This window comes from Microbispora oryzae (assembly GCF_017896165.1).
Classification (GTDB): domain Bacteria; phylum Actinomycetota; class Actinomycetes; order Streptosporangiales; family Streptosporangiaceae; genus Microbispora; species Microbispora oryzae.
Genome location: NZ_JAFCNB010000013.1, coordinates 46,681 through 65,645, shown reverse-complemented (window position 1 = coordinate 65,645; position 18,965 = coordinate 46,681). Strand labels below are relative to the sequence as shown.

Sequence of the window (18,965 nt, the reverse complement as noted above, 5' to 3'; positions counted from 1 at the left end):
GTCTCCCGGTCCCTCTCACCGGCCGTCACGCGAACGCCTCCACGGCGACGCCGGCGTCGATCAGCGCCTTGCGTACCGCCGCCGCGATCCGCACGGCGTCCGGGGTGTCCCCGTGGACGCACACCGACCGGGCCCCCACCGGTACCTCGGAGCCGTCCAAGGCGATCACGACGCCGTCCCGCGCCATCCGCACCGCGCGCTCCGCCACCACGTCGGGATCGTGGAGCACCGCCCCCGGCTGCCGCCGCGACACCAGCGCCCCCGCCGGCGTGTACGCGCGGTCGGCGAAGCACTCGGCCACCACCGGAACGCCGTGCCGCGCCGCGGCGTCCCGCAGGGCCGACCCGGGCAGCGTGAGCACCGGCAGGGGCGTCCCGCCGCCCGACACCGGCGCGTAGTCGGCCACGGCCGCGGCCACCGCCTCCGCCTGGGCCGCGTCGCGGCACACCCGGTTGTAGAGCGCTCCGTGCGGCTTCACGTACGCGACCCGTCCGCCCATCGCCCGCGCCACGCCGTCCACGGCCGCGATCTGGTAGAGGATGTCGGAGCAGAGCTCCTCCGCGTCGATCTCCATCTCGCGCCGGCCGAACCCGGCCAGGTCGAGATAGGACACCTGGGCGCCGATCACCACGCCGCGGTCGACCGCCGCCGCGCACGTGCGCCGGATGATGAGCGGGTCGCCCGCGTGGAAGCCGCAGGCCACGTTGGCGCTGGTCACCAGGTCGAGCAGCGCGGTGTCGTCGCCGAGCCGCCAGATCCCGAAGCCCTCACCCAGATCCGCGTTCAGATCGATGACCAAGGTCTCTCCTCTGCGGTCGCCTCGCTCGCGCGGCCGCGGTCACCTCAATACTGCCGCACGTTCAGCCGGCGGGCTCATCGGGAATGTCGGCGATGTCGTCGAGCGCGGCGGCCAGTTCGTCGGGATGGTCGCCGATCCGCTCGGCGATCTCGATCAGCACGTGCAGCACGTCGTGCCGGTCGTGGCCGAGATCGATCAGCCGTTCGGCCGCCTCCCACAGCTGCGGGGGGTCGCCGGCCCACAGGCGGCCGGCGATCTCCTCGTGCCAGGCCAGATGTTCCTCCAGGTCCGGCCGGCCCAGCTCGTCCGCGTGGTCGATCTCCAGCAGGATCCGCCGGTCGGCGTCGTCGGCGGGGTTCAGCAGGTCGAGGTTGGTCGCGCCGGCCATGCCCTGCAGGAAGGGGAAGGCGAACGCCCGCCGGGCCAGCGCGGACAGGTCGCCGTCGGGGAGCAGCCGCCGCACGAGGGAGCGGTCCAGGCCGAACGTCGCCGGATCCCGGTAGGCCTTGGTGAAGCCGGCCGTCGCCTCCCACACCGCGTCGAGGGTCGCCCGGACGCCCTCCTCGGGCAGCCCGATCCGGGGCCCCGCGAACCGTACCCACGCCGACAGCACGTGGGGCATGGCGTCCTGATCGGCGGGCGACAGCAGGACCTTGCGGGGCAGCCAGTCGAGCAGGAAGGTCTCGCACTTCGTCGGGCTGACCCGCATCGGCCGCCCGAAGTCCTGGTCGCAGCCGTAGTCGATGATGTGGTCGGCGCAGCGCGAGGCCGCGGACGGATCGGACAGGTTCTCCGCCGCGTCCGAGGCCAGGAACTCGGCGGCCAGCATCGCCCGGCGGTCCCGGCTGTAGGGCGCCTCGGTGTGCGCGGGCGCGGGGCGCATCCGCCCGGGCGGGAGCGCCTTGAGCCTCGCGCGGGCGAAGGCGTGATAGGCGCTGTAGCCGTCGCTCACGAGCCGGGGACCCTTGCGGCGGCGCGTGGCGGCCTGGGTCACCTTCATCGCGAACTCGAGCAGCGCCCTCGCCTGCTGCGGCTCGATCTCCTCGAAGCGCAGCAGGCGGTTGCCCGCGGCCTCCAGCCTCGCCTGGTCGAGCAGCTTGTCCACCTGGGACGACACCCAGGCGTCCCGCGCCATGCCGCCCATGTTGTAGTCGACGACGACCACCAGGGCGTGGGTGTCCTCACCGTTGTAGGCGAACGTGCAGAGGACCGTGTCCTGGTCGCCGTACACGTCACGGGAGACGTAGCAGCCGGCGGGCTTCACCGCGCCGACGCGGTCGGCCCACCCGGGCCTGGCCACGTCGGACTCCATGAGCGCCAGCGCGGCGCCCTCGGCCTTGGCGGCCTGCCGGGCCGTGCCGAGGTAGGCGATCGAGATCAGCAGGGTCAGCGCGGCCGGGGTGCCCGCCTTGGCCGCGTAGTCGACCAGCCCCTCGCCGAGGATCTGCTCGACGTCTCCGCCGTGCGGGCGCCTGCCCCACCAGGCGCCGAGCATGTCCGACACCATGAGCTCGGCGTCGAGCGGACTGCGTACGGCCAGCAGCTCACGGGCCGCCAGCAGCATCTCCGCGAACACGTCGTCGGGCGGCCTGGTGCCCCTGGGCGCTCGCCGGTGCCGACGGCTCACGTGATCTCGCTTCGCTCGCTCACAGTCACCACCTTCTCGCATTCCCGACGCGAACAACATCGGGAACGCGGGCCGGTGACTTCCCCGTTATGTGCGGGACCGACGATCTCACACGCGGGACGGCGGCGCCGAGTTGACCACGCCGAGCAGACGTTCGCGGGCGAGCCGCTCGGCGATCTCAGGTGTGACGGTGAGCCCGAGGTGCGCCCCGCACACCCAGGCGTCCGACACACAGCGGTCGACGACGATGAGGGGGACGGACAGGAACTCCGCGGCCAGCCGGGCCGTCACGAGTTCCACCAGTTCACGTAGCTCCGGCTCCGGTGAGGGGCCGCCACTGATGCGCGGTGCGAGTACGGGCATGGACGCATTCCTCGCTGAATGGGGACCTGCCGCCCCTTATTCCACATCTTTCCGCCGGACTGTCAACCCTCCAGGGGCCCGCATGCCAAGCTGGTGCACATGCACATCCAGCTCGCCCAGCGACCGGAGGCCGACGAACTGCTCGGCCGCAGTCCGCTCGCCCTGATGATGGGCATGCTGCTCGACCAGCAGATTCCGCTGGAACGGGCCTTCGCGGGGCCGTTCACCATCGCGGCCAGGCTCGGCCACGACCTGGACGCGCACGAGATCGCCTCCTATGATCCTGCCGAGTTCGCGGCCCTTCTGTCGGCGAAGCCCGCCGTGCACAGGTTCCCGGGAGCGATGGCGGCCCGCATCCAGCGGCTCGCGGCCTACCTCGTCGAACATTACGGCGGCTCGGCGGAGAAGGTGTGGGAAGATGTCGGCGACGGTGCCGAGCTGCTGCGCCGGCTGGTGGGGTTGCCCGGCTTCGGCACGCAGAAGGCGCAGATCTTCCTCGCTCTGCTCGGCAAGCAGGCCGGCGTCCGACCGCAGGGATGGCGCGAGGCGGCGGGGCCGTACGGCGAGGAGGGAGTGCACCGGTCGGTGGCCGACGTCGTGGACTCCGCCAGCCTGGAGCTGGTCCGCGCGACCAAGCAGGAGGCGAAGCGGGCGGCCAAGAAGTAGGCCGGATCTTCCTGCGCGAGGCGCCGGTCTTTTGACAGGATGCGTTGACCGCATGCCGGGCGGGGCTTCCGTCCGCGCATGCCGATCACCCATGATGTAGGGCAGATCTGCGCTACCAATCACAGTTATGGAGATGTGCCTCGTGGGAGACCCTGGCACGCGACGGAGGTGCCGACCATGAGCGCCGAAACCTCCGTGCCCCGGCCCCGGGAGTCCGGTTTGGACATCTCAGACTCCGACCTCTTCAGAGGCTTGATGTCGGAGGCTCCTTTCGCCTTCGCATTTTTCGATCCGGACGGCCGGTTCGTCCGGGTCAACTCCACGTTCACCGAGCTGACGGGCCATCCCGTCGAGCGCCACATCGAGCGGCTGCCCGCCCAGATCCTGTCCGCCGACCTGACCACGATCATCGATTCGGCGCTGCGGCGCGTCACCGACGAGGGGCTGCCGGTCACCGACCAGCGGGTCCGGATCCGCGCCGAGAACGGCGACACGCGCCACTGGGTCGTGTCGTTCTTCCCGATCCACGGCCAGGAAGGCCCGCTCGGGGCCGCGATGTTCGGCGTCGACCTGACCGAGCGTCAGAACGGCGAGGACGACCTCCAGCGCAGCGAGGAGCGCTACCGCTCACTCGTCGAGTCGCAGCAGCAGCTCGTCTGGATCACCTCGCCCACGGGCACCGTGCTGGAGGACGCCCCGCAGTGGCGTGCGATCACCGGTCAGGGGCTGGAGGAGTACCTCGCCCACGGCTGGCTCGACGCCGTCCACCCCGACGACCGTCCCGGGGCGGAGGAGGCGTGGCGTGAGGCGCTGCGCGGGCGGACCATGTTCGAGTGGAGCTACCGGGTGCGCACCCGGGCCAGCGGCTACCGGCACTTCGAGGTGCGGGCCGTCCCGATCATCCGGCACGGCCGCGTGGTGGAGTGGGTCGGCGCCAACACCGACGTCACCCCGCAGCGCGAGGCCGAGGAGATGCGCGGCCGGCTGACCGACCAGCTCGGCGCCGCCGCCCTGCGCACGGCGCGTCTCCAGGGCGCGACGGCGATACTGGCCGAGGCGCTCACGGTCGAGCAGGTGGTGCAGGTCATCATCGACGTCGGCCGCACCGCCCTGGCGGCCGACCACTCCGCGGTGGCCCTGCTCGACCCCGACCGGGGCAACCTGAAGGTCATCAACAGCGGCGGCATCCCCGACGCGCCCGGCGACGACATCGAGCTGACCCACTCCAACGTGATGACCCTCGCGGTGAACAGCCGGCGACCGGTCTTCGCGGGCTCGACCGACGTCCTGCGCAACCAGCTCATGGACGCCGGGGCCGAAGAGGAGCAGATCAACGAGTTCCTCGCGCGCACCGACGAGCGGGCCTGGGTCGGGCTGCCGCTCCTCGCGGCCGGCCGCGCCCTCGGCGCGCTCAGGTTCTCCTTCACCCGCCCGCAGAAGATCTCCCAGGAGGACGGCGTCTTCCTGGAGGCCCTGGCCGGCCAGTGCGCGCTCGCTGTGGAGCGGGCCACCCTGTTCGAGCGCGAGCACCGCACCGCCGAGACCCTGCAGCGCAGCCTGCTGCCCGACCGGCTCCCGGTGGTCCGCGGACTGGTGCTGGCCCAGCGGTTCCGCTCGGGCTCACGCCACGTCCAGGTCGGCGGCGACTGGTACGACGCGTTCGTGCTGCAGGACGGCCGGGTCGCGGCCGTGGTCGGCGACGTCATGGGCAAGGGCGTCAAGGCGGCGGCGGGGATGGGCCGCATCCGCAACGCGATGCGCGCTCTCGCGCTGACCAACCCGCCGCCCGCGGCGGTCCTGACCGGCCTCGACCGGGTGTTCGAGGCGACCGAGGAGGAAGAGCAGGTCACGACCCTGGCGTACATGGTCGTCGAGCCCGCGACCGGCGAGGGGACGCTCGCGCTGGCCGGGCACCCGCCACCGCTGCTGGTCTCCCCGCAGGGAGTCGGCCTGCTCCACGAGACGGAGCCGGGCACGCCGCTCGGCTGGGCGACCAGCCGCAAGCAGTTCCGGTTCTGCGTGCCGCCGGGGCACACCGCGGTGCTCTACTCGGACGGCCTGGTGGAGAACCGGAAGCGGGGCCTGGACGCCGGGCTTCGGGAGCTTTCGTCCGTTGTGGCCGAGGCTCCCCCGGAAGTTGTAAGCAGCCCGCATATGCTGCTTGATTTCCTGGTGGAGCGGATGTTGTCTGGGTATGAGCAGGATGATGACGTAACGGTCCTGGCGGTGCACGTGCCACCCACCACGAAGAGTGACTGAATGAAACAGTCATAACGGTTGCTTTCGGGTATCGGTGACCCTCTTCCGTACGCACTAGTGTCTCGGTCGGCCTAGGGTGGAGGAACAACCGGCGGGACGCGGCCGAATCACGTGCCGTGGCGTGCCACAATGGCATGTCGCGGTCCGCGCGACCTCACCACCGGAAAAGAAGAAGCACACCTGGGTCCATTCTCGCCATGCGTTCGTTCGAGAGGTGTTCGTGTCGCCTGCAAGTTCGACTCGCTCGAAGCCGTCGGAGCTGAACGAGCCAGTGATCCAGCAGCTCCTCGAGCGCGGGCGCTCGCAGGGTTTCCTCGAGTCCGAGGATGTCCGCAAAGCCTTCGAGGAAGCGGACATCCCGTTGTCGCACGCCGCTGGATTCCTGCGCAGCCTCAGCAAGGAGGGCGTGACCGTCGTGGTCACCGCGGCGGACTCCGCGGCGCCCAAGCGGTCACGAGGTCAAGCCAAGCGCCGCACCACCGCGCCCGTCAAGAAGTCAACCAAATCCGCCGCGGCCAAGGAGACTCAGCCGGAGACCGTCACCGCAGTGGTGACGGACTCGGCGCCTCCTGCCAAACCCGCGGCGAAGAAGGCCCCGGCCAAGCCCGCAGCGGCGAAGCCGGGTCCGGCCTCCAAGCCGGCGGCCAAGCCCGCCCCGGCGAAGAAGGCCGTGCCCGCCGGAGACAAGCCGGCCGCTCCGGCGAACGGTCCGGAGCTCAAGGCCCCCAAGGCCGACCCGAAGCCCAAGTCCGACGTCGTCGACGACGAGGAGGACATCGACCTCGACGGTGAGGTCGACATCGAGGACTTCGACATCGAGGTCGAGGACGTCGAGATCGAGGCCGAGGCGGAGACCGAGACCGAGGCCGACGCGGAGACCGAGGGCGAAGCCGAGGGCGAGGAGCCCAAGGGTGAGGCCGTCGTCCAGTCCGAGGACGAGGTGCTGATCCTCACCGACGACGATGACGACGCTCCCGTGGCCCAGGTCGCGGCGGCCGGCGCCACCGCCGACCCGGTCAAGGACTACCTCAAGCAGATCGGCAAGGTCCCCCTGCTCAACGCCGAGCAGGAGGTCGAGCTGGCCAAGCGGATCGAGGCCGGGCTGTTCGCCGAGGAGCAACTCGCCAGCGACGGCGAGAGCCTCCCGGTCGACGTCCGCGCCGAGCTGGAGTGGATCGCCGAGGACGGCCGCCGCGCCAAGAACCACCTGCTTGAGGCCAACCTCCGGCTGGTCGTGTCGCTGGCCAAGCGTTACACCGGCCGCGGGATGCTGTTCCTGGACCTGATCCAGGAGGGCAACCTGGGTCTCATCCGGGCGGTGGAGAAGTTCGACTACACCAAGGGCTACAAGTTCTCCACGTACGCCACCTGGTGGATCCGGCAGGCGATCACCCGGGCCATGGCCGACCAGGCGCGGACCATCCGCATCCCGGTCCACATGGTCGAAGTGATCAACAAGCTGGCCCGGGTCCAGCGGCAGATGCTGCAGGATCTCGGCCGGGAGCCCACGCCGGAGGAGCTGGCCCGCGAGCTGGACATGACGCCTGAGAAGGTGATCGAGGTCCAGAAGTACGGCCGCGAGCCGATCTCCCTCCACACTCCGCTCGGCGAGGAGGGTGACAGCGAGTTCGGTGACCTCATCGAGGACTCCGAGGCCATCGTCCCGGCCGACGCCGTCAGCTTCACGCTGCTGCAGGAGCAGCTGCACTCCGTGCTCGACACCCTGTCGGAGCGGGAGGCGGGCGTGGTGTCGATGCGCTTCGGCCTGACCGACGGCCAGCCGAAGACGCTCGACGAGATCGGCAAGGTCTACGGCGTGACCCGGGAACGGATCCGCCAGATCGAGTCGAAGACCATGTCGAAGCTCCGTCACCCGTCTCGTTCGCAGGTGCTGCGCGACTACCTCGACTGAGGCGGAACGGACGCCGCGGGGGGCGGGAAGGGCCCCACGCGGCGTGATCTAGGGCGCACACTTAACAAGGCTGTAACTTCGTGGTAGCGCGCCACGAACCTCGACACTCCTAGGCTCCCGCCTCATGGGAGTGATCGAAGTGGATCGGGCGCGCGCTCGGGGGCCACGAATGATCCCAGACCGCCCTTGGGCGGACGTCATCCTCGACCAGGCGGTCGACGCCGCCTGCCGGGGTGACCTGGTCGCGGGAGCGACCGCGCTGGCGGCGAGCAGGAGCGATCCGGAACGCCGGTCGCTGCGGGTGGAGGCGCTGGCACGCGCCGTCCTCGGAGACAGTCGCTCCGTGGAGGCCCTCGTCGTCGCCGACCAGCACAATCCAGACCTGTGGCTGTGGCTGGGCCGGGCCCGGCTGGAGGAGGCCTGGCAGTTGAAGCCCGACATCCGGGCGAGGGCGGTCCAGGCCGACCGATTACAGATCTTCCACGCCGCCATGGACCGCGCCCGGCAGCCGCTGCTGACCGCCGCGGCCCTCGCGCCGGGCGACCCGGTGCCGTGGGAGTGCATGATGTGGCTGGCTCTCGGGCTCGACCGGCCCAGGGCCGACAAGGACTCCGTCTGGTATGAATGCACCCGCCGCTGGCCCTCGCTCTATCCGGCGGCCCACGCCCGCATGGTCACGCTGTCGCCCGACTGGGGTGGCACCGCGCACGAGATGCTCGCCTTCGTCCGAGCCCTCGCCTCCCGCGCCCCCGAGGGCAGCCCGATCCCCGCGCTGGTGCCGCTCGCTCACTTCGAGCACACCGCGGCCGGCCGGACGCCGATGTCCCGCAGCGGCTGGTTCAGCTTCGACGCGCAGCGGGAGATCGTCGCCGCCGCCGGGAGGTGGTCCGACCGAGGAGCGGGCGCGGCCCATCCCCGGTCGATCGAGGCGCACAACGCGTTCGGCGCGGCCTTCTACCTGGCCGACCTCCGCCGGCCGGCGCGCGGCCATCTGGCCAGGACGGAGGGCCGTTTCAGCCGGCTGCCCTGGTCGCATCTGGGCGATCCCGGCCAGCACTACCGGCGGGCCTGTTCCCGTCTCAAGCTCGCCGCGGGCTGAGGCGGCCGATCTGGCTGTGGCGGTCCTTCAGGGTTTGTGCCTTCGTCTCCGTCTTCCGGATCTCCGCGGGTCAGGCGGTCACGATCACGTCGAGTGTCCACGGACGGCCTCGCCGGCCGGTCAGCTCCACCCGGTGCCCCAGATCGGTCAGCACGGCCGCGAGATCCCGCGGTGTCTCCGGTCTTTCCGGGCTCTCGACGAGAGAGCGGGCCACCGCGCCCCGGGTCGCCTTCGCCATGTGGCTGACCACGGTCCGGGTCCCGCCGGACTCGCGCAGCACCCGTACGCTCACGGACCGCTCGCCCGGCTGCCACGCGGCGGCGTAGGTGGCCGAGCGCAGATCCACCACCAGCCCCTTCGACTGATCGAGGACGGCGGCGATCGAGGGGCGCCAGAACGCGGCCAGGCCGCCCATGGGCGGCAGCCGTACGCCCATCGAGAGCCGGTACGGCGGCACGCGGTCGGCGGGCCGCAGCAGCCCCCACAGTCCCGAGAAGATCACCAGCCGACGGTCGGCTCTCCGCCGGGCCTCGGGGGCCAAGGTGCCCAGGCCAAGGTTGTCGTACAGGACGCCGGTATAGAGCCGCGCAGCAGGCAGCGTGCGCGCGGTGAGCAGGCCGCGGTTGCGCTCGATCTCCTCGGCCTGGCCCTCCGTCAGCCCGAGCACGCCCCGGGCTTCGGAGGTGTGGCAGAGCGCCACGAGCGCGTCGAGGACCTTGTCCCGGTTGGAGTTCAGCTCCGGAAAGCTGAGCCGGCGGACCCGGGAGGTTCCCCGTTCGGCCTTCCCCTCGGACGGCGGCAGCAGGATGAGCACGTCAGAGAGCGTAGCGGGGCATCAGACCGGGCCGCCGGGACGGGGCGCGACATCGCGTCCCGCCCGCACCGCCCAGAGTGGCCGTCGCGCGGGGGACGTGAGGTATGACGACGGCGCGCCGAGGTGATCGCTCACCCGGCACGCCGTCCTATGGTCAGCGTTCGTCCTCAGGGGCGGACGCGGGGGATTCACTGAGTCGGGCCGACTCGTCCTGGATCTCAGCACCTTTGTCGCGCAGCACAGTCACGTGCTGACGCCCGTGGTGGGCGCAGAACAGCAACTCCCCACCCACGGGCAGGGTCGCGCGGATGTAGGCCTGAGCACCGCACCGGTCGCACCGGTCCAGGGCCGTCAGCGGCTTGATGGGGGCGAGAGCTCCAGTCACGTATCGCCTTTCGGGTCGCCCCACGGATTGTGGGGACGTTGGCGCAGTCACTTGGGACAACATCTAACCGGATGGCGACCTTCCCAACCATGGCGGGAGTACGCCGAGAGCGGAATGACCCGGGGGGTGACGCGGATCACGGGGCTTTGACCATTCACACAGCTGCGCCTGGCAAGCTTGTACGCGTACAAACGGGAGTAGCGATAAGCTGCGTACGCGTGTTCGATTGATAAGTGGGAGTTCGGTGTGACGGCGGTTCGCGCGGAGACGGGATACACGGCCCGCCATCTCTCGGTGCTGGAAGGCCTTGAAGCCGTCCGTAAGCGCCCAGGGATGTACATCGGCTCCACCGACACCCGCGGGCTCATGCACTGCCTGTGGGAGATCGTGGACAACGCGGTCGACGAGGCCCTCGCCGGTTACTGCTCCCGCATCGAGGTCGAACTGCACGCCGACGGATCGATCGAGGTCCGTGACGACGGCCGCGGCATCCCGGTGGACGTCGAGCCCAAGAGCGGCCTCGCCGGCGTCGAGCTCGTGTACACGAAGCTGCACGCGGGCGGCAAGTTCGGCGGCGGCTCCTACGGCGCCTCAGGCGGCCTCCACGGCGTCGGCGCGTCCGTGGTCAACGCGCTCTCCGCCCGGGTGGACGTCGAGGTCGACCGGGACGGCCGGGTCCACCAGATCAGCTTCAGACGCGGTGTCCCCGGGGCCTTCGACGGCGACGGGCCCACCGCCAAGTTCCGCAAGAGATCGGGCCTGCGCGACGGCGGCGCGGCCGCCCCGGGGGTGACCGGCACCCGGGTCCGCTTCTGGGCGGACCGGCAGATCTTCCTGCCGGAGGCCGAGGTCTCCCTCGACGAGATCCACGTGCGGCTGCGTCAGACGGCGTTCCTGGTGCCCGGCCTCACGCTGGTCGTCCGCGACAGCCGGGTTGAGGAGCCGATCGAGGAGACGTTCCGGTTCGACGGCGGCATCAGCGAGTTCACCGAGTTCCTGGCCAGGGACGAGGCCGTCTGCGACGTGCTCAGGCTCCAGGGCGAGGGGCACTTCCACGAGACCGTCCCGGTGCTCGACGACCTGGGGCACATGACCCCCACGGAGATCGAGCGCGAGCTGACGGCCGACATCGCCGTGCGGTGGGGCAAGGGCTACGAGACGACGGTCCGCTCGTTCGTCAACGTCATCGCCACCCCCAAGGGCGGCACCCACGTCGCGGGTTTCGAGCGGGCGCTGGTGCGCGTGCTGAACGAGCTGCTCAGGGAGACCCGGCTGCTCAAGAACGGCGACGAGCCGGTCACCAAGGAGGACATCCTCGAGGGGCTGACGGCCGTGGTCACCGTGCGGGTGCCCGAGCCGCAGTTCGAGGGCCAGACCAAGGAGGTCCTCGGCACCTCGGCGGCGAGCCGCATCGTCGCCCACGTCGTGACGCGGGAGCTCAAGGCGCTGTTCGCCACCCCCAAGCGGGGCCAGAAGCAGCAGCTCCGAGCCGTCCTGGAGAAGATCGCGGCGGCGGCCAAGGCCCGCATCGCCGCCCGCGAGCACCGCGACAACCAGCGGCGCAAGTCGGCCCTGGAGAGCTCGGCGCTCCCCGCCAAGCTGGTCGACTGCCGTAGTGACGGAGTGGACCGCAGCGAGCTGTTCATCGTGGAGGGAGACTCCGCGCTCGGCACCGCGAAGCTGGCCCGCGATTCGGAGTTCCAGGCCCTGCTGCCGATCCGGGGCAAGATCCTCAACGTGCAGAAGGCGTCCGTCGCGGACATGCTCAAGAACACCGAGTGCGCCGCGATCATCCAGGTGGTCGGCGCGGGCTCCGGCCGCTCGTTCGACATCGAGGCCGCCCGCTACGGCAAGATCATCTTGATGGCCGACGCCGACGTCGACGGCGCCCACATCCGTTGTCTGCTGCTCACCCTGTTCCACCGGTACATGAAGCCGATGGTCGAAGCCGGCCGGGTGTTCGCCGCGGTGCCCCCGCTGCACCGGATAGAGGTCACCAACCCGGGCCGGGGACAGGACAAGTACGTCTACACCTACTCCGACGCCGAGCTCCACAAAGTCCTCGGCAACCTGGAGCGCCGCGGCAAGCGCTGGAAGGAGCCGGTGCAGCGCTACAAGGGTCTCGGCGAGATGGACGCCGACCAGCTCGCGGAGACGACGATGGACCCCCGCCACCGCGTGCTGCGCCGGGTCAGGATCGAGGACGTCGAGTCGGCCGAGCGGATCTTCGATCTCCTGATGGGCAGTGAGGTCGGCCCCCGGCGGGAGTTCATCGTGGGCAGCGCCGCCGAGGTCGACCGCGACGCCATCGACGCCTGAGACGCTCTGAGAGGGCTGAGGCCCTGAGGAGCCTGAGACGCCTGACGACTGAGCCGTCACCCCGGGCGGGCGCCTCAGTCCTCAGGCGTCGGCGTGTGCGCGCCGGGAATGAGCAGCCGGCGCGGGCCCGGCCCTTCGGCGCCCAGCCGGTCGTAGCCGTTCGCGAGGGCGCACCGGTCGAGCGACAGGCAGCCGCAGCCGATGCAGTCCGTCAGATGGTCGCGCAGCCGCTCCAGCTGCCTGATGCGGTCGTCGAGGTCCTCGCGCCACCCCTGGGAGACCCTGGCCCAGTCGTCCCGGGTGGGGGTCCGCCCCTCGGGCAGCAGGGCGAGCGCGTCCCTGATGCGCGCCAGCGGGATGCCCACCCGCTGCGACACCCGGATGAAGGCCACCCGCCGCAGCACGTCCCGGCCGTACCTGCGCTGGTTGCCCGCCGTACGCCGGCTGGCGATCAGGCCCTGCTGCTCGTAGAAGCGGAGGGCGGAGTGCGGCACGCCGCTGCGCCGGGCCAGCTCGCCGACCGTGAGCTCGCGCGCCGCACGAGACGGCGCGGTGCGGGGCTCCTCGGTTTGGGCCTGTTCGGTGCGGGCCTGTTCGGTTCGGTGTTGCTCGGTGAGAGAGGGTTCGGCCCGGGACGGCTCGGTCACGCCTTCAGGCTAGCCGACCTCAACCAATGTCGAGGTTTCGCCGCCGGTCGCGTCGGCGACCTCGCGGAGGCGCCCGGTGCCGCCGGGCCGGTGGTCAGCCGGACTCCAGCTCGAGCGTGCTCACCCGGGAGCGGGCCTCGGCTATCGCCTGGCGGTAGCGCTCGTCCCAGTTCGGGTCGTCGTCCGGGATCGCCCGGACCGTCTGCTTGGTGAGCTCGACGGGACCGCCGCGGCCGGGGAGCACCCTGCGCACCACGACCAGCGTCCAGCCGTTCTCCATGACCGTGTCGACCTCCCACCGGGGCGGGGCGGCCGGAGTCCGGCCGCCCCCGCGGGCTCCGCGGAGGAGCACGACGAGCAGGTAGACGAGCGCACCGACCACGATCAGGGTCGCGGGCAGGATGAGCACGCGCATCTGTGCCGCTCCCTCACTTGGTGGGCAGGGCGACGCCTCCGGTGTTGCCCGGGGCGTAGACGGTGATGCCCTGCGGCAGCGCCTTGAGCTTCTCGATCTCGGCGCAGGTGGGGCACCGGTTGTAGCCGTCCTGGCGGGCCTTGTTGGCGTCGGCCTCGGCCCGCGCCTGGGCCACCTTCGCCTGCGCCTCGGTCACCTGGGCGAACGCCGCCTGCGCCCGGTCGACGGCCTTCTGCACGTCGGTCGGCAGGGTCACCCGCGACAGGTTGAAGTGGATGCCGGTCAGGAACTCCGCGCCGAGCGTCGACTTGAGATCCTCCGCGAGGCTGACGTTGACCGCGTTCTGGATCTTGGCGATGTTCGCGTTGTTGCCCTGCTGCTGGAGCCCGGCCTGCTGGTTTGACGAGTTCTGCACCAGGGCGCAGGAGGAGACCAGTTCCGCGCAGCGGAAGCTGTTGACCTGGGACCGCAGGTCGTTGTCGATGACCGGGCGGATGATCTGGTCGAGGAAGGCGGACCAGCCCTCGTCCCCGTCCCAGGGGTAGTAGCTGCCGCCGGCCGCGCTGCGGAACTTGCGGGTGCCGAACTTGTCGTCGAACGACCGGAGCGTCGTGGGGTCGAGGTTGAGACCGAAGTAGAGGGTGCCCTCGATGCCCATGTTGACGCCGTCGCTGCTCGGGACCGTGACCACGTCGACGCCCGACCGCTCGCCGCCACCCGCCTGAGACGTGATCGTGTAGAACCGCTGCTGGGCGGGATAGCGGTGGACCTGCGACCACCAGCCGATCCAGGTGACGCTGGAGCCCGGGTCGATGATCTGGCGGATGCGGTTGTCGTCCAGGAGGCCGCCGTTCCTGATCACGGCCACCTCGCCGCCCCCGGTCCGCTCGAATCCGTTCAGCAGCCCTTTGACGGTCGGGAAGGCGGCGAGGATGAGCACGATCACCACGAGGACGGAGACCGTCCGGAACACGCGGGGTCCGCCGGAGGCGGTGTTCGGGGTACGGGTCGGCATATGGAGGCTCCTCGGGGGGCGGGCCGGGCCGGCGCGGGGTGGCCGGAAACTCGGTGGATCTTCGGCAGGAGAACGTATCGGCACCGGCCCGCGGTTCCGCGGATGCGCCGCTTGCCGGCCGCCTGTCCGGCGGCCGGCGCGGCCGTCACATCTCGACGGGATTGAGCTTTCCGGTCCGGACGTCGTAGATCGCGCCACCCACGTTGAGGCCCGCCGGGAGATAGGGGCTCGCCTTGATCCGGGTCAGGTCGTGCCTGAGGGCCTCCCGCTGGTCCGGGACGGTCTTGAAGTCGAGGCTCCGGGTGTCCACCCCGTAGTCGGACTGGATGAGGTCGTGGACCTCCGTGTCGGTGGACTTGGACATCCGGCAGTCGGTGTGCGGCATGACCAGCACCCGGTCCACGCCGAGCAGATAGACGGCGAGGACCAGGGTGCGCAGCACGTCGTCGGTCACCCGGGCACCCGCGTTGCGCAGGATCTTGGCGTCGCCGGCGGTCAGCCCCAGCAGCCCCAGAGGATCCACGCGGGAGTCCATGCAGGTCACCACCGCGAGCCCTTTCAGTGCGCGGCCGGTGAGGTCGGAGTGGGAGAAGTCGCTCGCGTACTTCTCGTTCGCGGCCAGCAGATCATCGAATGCACCTGACATGACATAGATGCTGCCCTATGCCAGATTCCACGCCCAGCCCGGGTGCCCCATGCGGTGAATAGGAGGCGCCGGATGGGCAGTACGGGAAACCTGTGGACCCGACGTCGACACCTGTATAGGGTTTTCGCCGGTGTCGCCATTTGACAGAGGAGGACGCATGGCCGGGATCGCGCGGATGCATTCGGTGGTGCTGGACTGCCCGGACCCCCGGGCGCTCAGCGAGTTCTACGCCGCCCTGGTCGGCTGGGAGACCGTCGAGGCGGACGACGAGTGGGTCGCGATCGCGGACGAGCGCGGGATCGAGCTCGCCTTCCAGCGTGTGGAGGACTTCCGGCCGCCCGTCTGGCCCGGCCAGGCCCACCCGCAGCAGTTCCACATCGACGTCCAGGTCGACGACTTCGCCAAGGCGGAGGCCGCGGTGACAGAGCTGGGCGCGGTGAAGCACGAGCACCAGCCCGGCGAGGAGAGCGGCTTCATCGTGTTCCTCGACCCCGTCGGCCACCCCTTCTGCCTGTGCCTGAGCGGCGGCGAGTGACCGACCGGCGCGCGGCCGTCGTGCATGGCGCGCACGCCTGATCGCGGGGGCGCCGCAGGTGGGACGCCCCCGCGGACGGCTCAGGAGGCCGGTTCGCCGCCTCCCGCGTCGTCGGCGAGACCCGCCGCTCCGGCCTCCTCGTCTGAAGGTCCGGAAGCACCGGAAGAACCGAGATCTGTCCCGAGGGCGCCGCCGATCGCCGCGACCGCGTGGACGAGCCGCACGCCCGATCCGTCGCGGCGGCCGAGCTCGTCGGGGAGCGGCACCGGCTTGCCGATCGCGGATACGGCCTTCGCCGGGGCGGGGCCCGCCCAGGCCAGCAGCAGGACGTCCTCGCCCTTCAGGAACCGCTGCGCCCGCACGCCCGCGGTCGCCCGGCCCTTCGGCGGGAAGTCGGCGTAGTCGGAGATCTTGCCGGCGCCCATCTGGGTGCCGGGGAGCGCGGTCGAGGAGCCCGCGACGGTGACGACCCGCGCCTCCCGCTCGGGGTCCACCGCGCCGAACCAGACGACCCGGGCGTCCGGTTCCAGGCGGATCCCGGCCATGCCGCCCGCGGGACGGCCCTGGGGCCGGACGGACGAGGCGGAGAACCGCAGCAGCTGGGCGTCCGTGGTGATGAAGACCAGGTCGTGATCGGCGGAGGACAGCTCGACGGCGCCCACGACGACGTCGCCGTCGCGCAGGCCGATGACTTCGAACTCGTCCCGGTTCACCGGGTATTCGGGGACGACCCGCTTGACGACGCCCGCGGCGGTGCCGAGGGCGAGCCCGGGCCCGTCGGGGTCGAGTGAGCCGAGCCCGACGACCTTCTCGTCCGTCTCCAGCGAGACGTACTCGGAGACGGGATGGCCCCCGGCGAGCGACGGCGGGTTGGCGGAGGGCGGCAGGGCGGGCAGGTCGAGCACGGAGACCCGGATCATGCGGCCCTTCGAAGTCACCACCCCGACCTCGCCCCGCACGGTTGAGCGGACCACCGACACCAGGACGTCGTGGACGGCCCGGTCGCCCTCTCCGGAGATCGGCGCGGCGTCCGTCGTGCGCGCCAGCAGCCCGGTGGACGACAGCAGCACCAGGCAGGGGTCGTCCGCCACCTCCAGCGGCACGACCGCCGCCCTGGCGGCGTCCGACGACTCCAGCAGCACGGTGCGGCGCGGCGTGCCATACGTCTTCGCGATCTCGGCCAGCTCGGCGGAGACCACCTTCCGCACCCGCTCGTCCGACGCGAGGATGGCGGTCAGCTCGGCGATGTCGGCCTGCAGCGACTCCTTCTCGCGGTCGAGCTCCAGCTTGTCGTAGCGGGTGAGGCGGCGCAGGGGCGTGTCGAGGATGTAGACGGCCTGGGTCTCGCTGAGCGCGAAGACCTCCATCAGGCGGGCGCGGGCCGCGGCCGAGTCGTCCGAGGAACGGATGACCTGGATGACCTCGTCGATGTTGAGCAGCGCGACGATGAGGCCGTCCACGAGGTGGAGCCGCTCCTCGCGTCTGCGCAGCCGGTACGCCGACCGCCTCCGCACGACGTCGAGCCGGTGGTCGACGTAGACGGACAGCAGCTCGCGCAGGCCCAGAGTGCGCGGCTGGCCGTCGACCAGCGCCACGTTGTTGATGCCGAAGGTCTCCTCCATCGGCGTCAGCCGGTAGAGCTCCTCCAGCACGGCCTCCGGGTTGAAGCCGTTCTTGATCTCGATGACCAGGCGCAGGCCCTTGTGGCGGTCGGTCAGGTCCTTCAGGTCGGAGATGCCGGTGAGCTTCTTGGCGGTCACCATCTCTCTGATCTTGGTGACGACGCGCTCCGGGCCGACGTTGAAGGGCAGCTCGGTGACGACGATGCCCTTGCGCCGGGGCGTGACGTCCTCGATCGTCGCCCTGGCCCGCATCTTGAAGGTGCCCCGGCCGGTCTCGTACGCGTCCCTGACGCCGGCCAGGCCGATGATCGTGCCGCCGGTGGGCAGGTCGGGGCCGGGGATGAAGCGCATCAGCTCGTCGAGAGTGGCGTCGGGCCTCTTGATCAGGTGCCGGGCCGCCGCGACGACCTCGCCGAGGTTGTGCGGGGCCATGTTGGTGGCCATGCCGACCGCGATGCCCGAGGCGCCGTTCACCAGCAGGTTGGGGAACGCCGACGGCATGACCGAGGGCTCGGTCTCCTGGCCGTCGTAGTTGGGCTTGAAGTCGACCGTCTCCTCGTCGATCGACTGGACCATGAGCATGGCGGCCGGGGCGAGGCGGGCCTCGGTGTACCGCATGGCCGCCGGGGAGTCGTCCGGGGACCCGAAGTTGCCGTGCCCGTCGACCAGCGGGAGCCGCATGGAGAACGGCTGGGCGAGCCGCACCAGCGCGTCGTAGATCGCGGTGTCGCCGTGGGGGTGCAGCTTGCCCATCACCTCCCCGACGACCCGCGAGGACTTGACGTGACCGCGGTCGGGGCGCAGGCCCATCTCGCTCATGGAGTAGAGGATGCGGCGCTGGACGGGCTTGAGACCGTCGCGGGCGTCCGGCAGCGCCCGCTGGTAGATCACCGAATAGGCGTACTCGAGGTAGCTCGCCCTCATCTCCGCGGAGACGTCGATGTCGACGATCCGTTCCTCGAAATCCTCCGGCGGTGGTGTCGTCGTGCGTCGGGCCATCTGAATTTCCTGCGTCTCGAGGAGTCGGGTCCCGGCCGCCCGGCCGGGGAGGGGGTGGACATCGAACATTCTGCCGAGAGCCGCCCCCAAAGGCGACTCACCACCCTACTGCCGGGGCCGCCCGCCCGGTCCCGGCTTCCCCGGTCCAGGCGGGCCCGGAGATGGCCGGCCGGGGCCGGAGGTGGCTCAGCCGCGAGGGCCGGCTCCCGGCCAGGGGCCCGGCGTCGAGCCCTCGTCGGCGTCTCCCGGCACGTTCAGCCGCTCGTCGTAGACGCGGAAGCCCCTGGCACGATAGTTCGGCAGCGCGGCCGGGCCGTCCAGCGAGCAGGTGTGCACCCAGACCCGCCGGGTGGGGGCGAGCCCGGGCACGCGCCGGGCGATGTCCCAGGCGCGCGACGCGGCCGTCTCCAGCAGGTGACCGCCCAGCCCCCGGCCGATCGCGTAGGGCAGCAGCCCGAAGCTCGCGATCTCCACCTGGCCGTCCCCGTCGGCCACGAGCTCGGCGTACCCGGCGGGAGTGCCGCGGAGCCAGGCCACCCAGGTCTCCGTGCCGGGCCGGTCGAGCCAGTCCATCCATCGCCGCCACGTCCAGGGCAGCCGTTCCGTCCACTGCCAGTCGCCGCCCACGGCGGTGTAGAGGAACCGGCCGAACTCCGGGCTCGGCACCTCCGCCCGAGAGATCTCCACGGGCTCCTGCGGGGGCCGGGCGGGCCGCAGATCGGCGGGGTCGGTCTGTTCGAGATACCACGTGGTGACGTCCATAGCGGGACATATCCAACCATCTCCCTTGGCTCGCCCTCCGCTCCGTGGGACGTCGTACGGGAGGGCGGACCCGGGAGACGG

17 protein-coding genes are annotated in these 18,965 nt (G+C 71.1%); 6 read left to right on the top strand and 11 right to left on the bottom strand.

Annotated features, from left to right (window positions below; translation table 11 throughout):
- Nucleotides 1-25: 25 nt before the first annotated feature.
- The 3 genes from JOL79_RS22600 to JOL79_RS22590 all read right to left on the bottom strand — a co-directional run bounded on the left by JOL79_RS22600 (nt 26) and on the right by JOL79_RS22590 (nt 2,789).
- On the bottom strand, nt 26-799 hold the full coding sequence (locus JOL79_RS22600) for a LamB/YcsF family protein (RefSeq protein ID WP_210157882.1): 774 nt from the start codon (nt 797-799) through the stop codon (nt 26-28).
- A 61-nt stretch (nt 800-860) separates the two neighbouring features.
- Entirely contained in the window at nt 861-2,363 is a 1,503-nt protein-coding gene (locus tag JOL79_RS22595) for a hypothetical protein (protein WP_210157993.1), read from the bottom strand.
- A 171-nt stretch (nt 2,364-2,534) separates the two neighbouring features.
- Entirely contained in the window at nt 2,535-2,789 is a 255-nt protein-coding gene (locus tag JOL79_RS22590) for a hypothetical protein (protein WP_210157881.1), read from the bottom strand.
- 99 nt (nt 2,790-2,888) lie between these two features.
- On the opposite strand from JOL79_RS22590, the gene JOL79_RS22585 reads away from it, so the two are divergent.
- The 4 genes from JOL79_RS22585 to JOL79_RS22570 all read left to right on the top strand — a co-directional run bounded on the left by JOL79_RS22585 (nt 2,889) and on the right by JOL79_RS22570 (nt 8,725).
- Entirely contained in the window at nt 2,889-3,455 is a 567-nt protein-coding gene (locus JOL79_RS22585) for an HhH-GPD-type base excision DNA repair protein (RefSeq protein WP_210157880.1), read from the top strand.
- A gap of 177 nt (nt 3,456-3,632) precedes the next feature.
- Nucleotides 3,633-5,714, top strand: coding sequence for a SpoIIE family protein phosphatase (locus tag JOL79_RS22580; RefSeq protein WP_210157879.1), 2,082 nt, complete (start codon nt 3,633-3,635; stop codon nt 5,712-5,714).
- A gap of 220 nt (nt 5,715-5,934) precedes the next feature.
- Nucleotides 5,935-7,626, top strand: a complete 1,692-nt coding sequence (locus tag JOL79_RS22575) for an RNA polymerase sigma factor (protein WP_210157878.1) — start codon at nt 5,935-5,937, stop codon at nt 7,624-7,626.
- A gap of 169 nt (nt 7,627-7,795) precedes the next feature.
- Nucleotides 7,796-8,725, top strand: coding sequence for a hypothetical protein (locus JOL79_RS22570; RefSeq protein ID WP_230985276.1), 930 nt, complete (start codon nt 7,796-7,798; stop codon nt 8,723-8,725).
- A 70-nt stretch (nt 8,726-8,795) separates the two neighbouring features.
- Here the strand turns inward: JOL79_RS22570 and JOL79_RS22565 are convergent, their stop codons facing one another.
- Both JOL79_RS22565 and JOL79_RS22560 read right to left on the bottom strand, forming a co-directional pair.
- The gene (locus JOL79_RS22565) at nt 8,796-9,539 is read right to left on the bottom strand and encodes a YaaA family protein (protein WP_210157876.1); all 744 of its coding nucleotides are present in this window, start codon (nt 9,537-9,539) and stop codon (nt 8,796-8,798) included.
- Nucleotides 9,540-9,693: 154 nt separating this feature from the next.
- A complete protein-coding gene (locus tag JOL79_RS22560) occupies nt 9,694-9,924 on the bottom strand; it encodes a DUF7455 domain-containing protein (RefSeq protein WP_210157875.1) in 231 nt (76 codons plus the stop codon).
- A 246-nt stretch (nt 9,925-10,170) separates the two neighbouring features.
- Here JOL79_RS22560 and JOL79_RS22555 point away from each other — a divergent pair, with 246 nt between their 5' ends.
- The gene (locus JOL79_RS22555) at nt 10,171-12,243 is read left to right on the top strand and encodes a DNA gyrase/topoisomerase IV subunit B (protein ID WP_210157874.1); all 2,073 of its coding nucleotides are present in this window, start codon (nt 10,171-10,173) and stop codon (nt 12,241-12,243) included.
- 74 nt (nt 12,244-12,317) lie between these two features.
- On the opposite strand, the gene soxR is transcribed toward JOL79_RS22555, so the two are convergent.
- The 4 genes from soxR to JOL79_RS22535 form a co-directional block, all read right to left on the bottom strand.
- Nucleotides 12,318-12,890: a redox-sensitive transcriptional activator SoxR gene (soxR, locus tag JOL79_RS22550; protein ID WP_210157873.1), complete on the bottom strand. Its 573-nt coding sequence runs from the start codon at nt 12,888-12,890 to the stop codon at nt 12,318-12,320.
- 94 nt (nt 12,891-12,984) lie between these two features.
- A complete protein-coding gene (locus JOL79_RS22545; protein WP_210157872.1) occupies nt 12,985-13,305 on the bottom strand; it encodes a hypothetical protein in 321 nt (106 codons plus the stop codon).
- 13 nt (nt 13,306-13,318) lie between these two features.
- Nucleotides 13,319-14,320: an SPFH domain-containing protein gene (locus JOL79_RS22540; RefSeq protein WP_210157871.1), complete on the bottom strand. Its 1,002-nt coding sequence runs from the start codon at nt 14,318-14,320 to the stop codon at nt 13,319-13,321.
- Nucleotides 14,321-14,465: 145 nt separating this feature from the next.
- Nucleotides 14,466-14,966: a beta-class carbonic anhydrase gene (locus JOL79_RS22535; RefSeq protein WP_210157870.1), complete on the bottom strand. Its 501-nt coding sequence runs from the start codon at nt 14,964-14,966 to the stop codon at nt 14,466-14,468.
- A 157-nt stretch (nt 14,967-15,123) separates the two neighbouring features.
- On the opposite strand from JOL79_RS22535, the gene JOL79_RS22530 reads away from it, so the two are divergent.
- Nucleotides 15,124-15,501 (top strand): VOC family protein, encoded by a 378-nt coding sequence (locus JOL79_RS22530; protein WP_210157869.1) that lies wholly within the window; start codon nt 15,124-15,126, stop codon nt 15,499-15,501.
- Nucleotides 15,502-15,581: 80 nt separating this feature from the next.
- On the opposite strand, the gene JOL79_RS22525 is transcribed toward JOL79_RS22530, so the two are convergent.
- Together JOL79_RS22525 and JOL79_RS22520 are read right to left on the bottom strand one after the other, a co-directional pair.
- Nucleotides 15,582-18,122, bottom strand: coding sequence for a DNA gyrase/topoisomerase IV subunit A (locus tag JOL79_RS22525; RefSeq protein WP_210157868.1), 2,541 nt, complete (start codon nt 18,120-18,122; stop codon nt 15,582-15,584).
- Between the two features lie 186 nt (nt 18,123-18,308).
- Nucleotides 18,309-18,884, bottom strand: a complete 576-nt coding sequence (locus JOL79_RS22520) for a GNAT family N-acetyltransferase (protein WP_210157867.1) — start codon at nt 18,882-18,884, stop codon at nt 18,309-18,311.
- Nucleotides 18,885-18,965: the final 81 nt, after the last annotated feature.

What these genes read in the sequence shown, in the direction of transcription:
- JOL79_RS22580 (WP_210157879.1), top strand. Translation starts at nt 3,633, where the DNA reads ATGAGCGCCGAAACCTCCGTGCCCCGGCCCCGGGAGTCCGGTTTGGAC.
- JOL79_RS22520 (WP_210157867.1), bottom strand. Translation starts at nt 18,884, where the DNA reads ATGGACGTCACCACGTGGTATCTCGAACAGACCGACCCCGCCGATCTG.
- JOL79_RS22525 (WP_210157868.1), bottom strand. Translation starts at nt 18,122, where the DNA reads ATGGCCCGACGCACGACGACACCACCGCCGGAGGATTTCGAGGAACGG.
- JOL79_RS22590 (WP_210157881.1), bottom strand. Translation starts at nt 2,789, where the DNA reads ATGCCCGTACTCGCACCGCGCATCAGTGGCGGCCCCTCACCGGAGCCG.
- JOL79_RS22595 (WP_210157993.1), bottom strand. Translation starts at nt 2,363, where the DNA reads ATGCTGCTGGCGGCCCGTGAGCTGCTGGCCGTACGCAGTCCGCTCGAC.
- JOL79_RS22585 (WP_210157880.1), top strand. Translation starts at nt 2,889, where the DNA reads ATGCACATCCAGCTCGCCCAGCGACCGGAGGCCGACGAACTGCTCGGC.
- JOL79_RS22535 (WP_210157870.1), bottom strand. Translation starts at nt 14,966, where the DNA reads ATGTCAGGTGCATTCGATGATCTGCTGGCCGCGAACGAGAAGTACGCG.
- JOL79_RS22570 (WP_230985276.1), top strand. Translation starts at nt 7,796, where the DNA reads ATGATCCCAGACCGCCCTTGGGCGGACGTCATCCTCGACCAGGCGGTC.
- JOL79_RS22540 (WP_210157871.1), bottom strand. Translation starts at nt 14,320, where the DNA reads ATGCCGACCCGTACCCCGAACACCGCCTCCGGCGGACCCCGCGTGTTC.
- JOL79_RS22545 (WP_210157872.1), bottom strand. Translation starts at nt 13,305, where the DNA reads ATGCGCGTGCTCATCCTGCCCGCGACCCTGATCGTGGTCGGTGCGCTC.
- JOL79_RS22530 (WP_210157869.1), top strand. Translation starts at nt 15,124, where the DNA reads ATGGCCGGGATCGCGCGGATGCATTCGGTGGTGCTGGACTGCCCGGAC.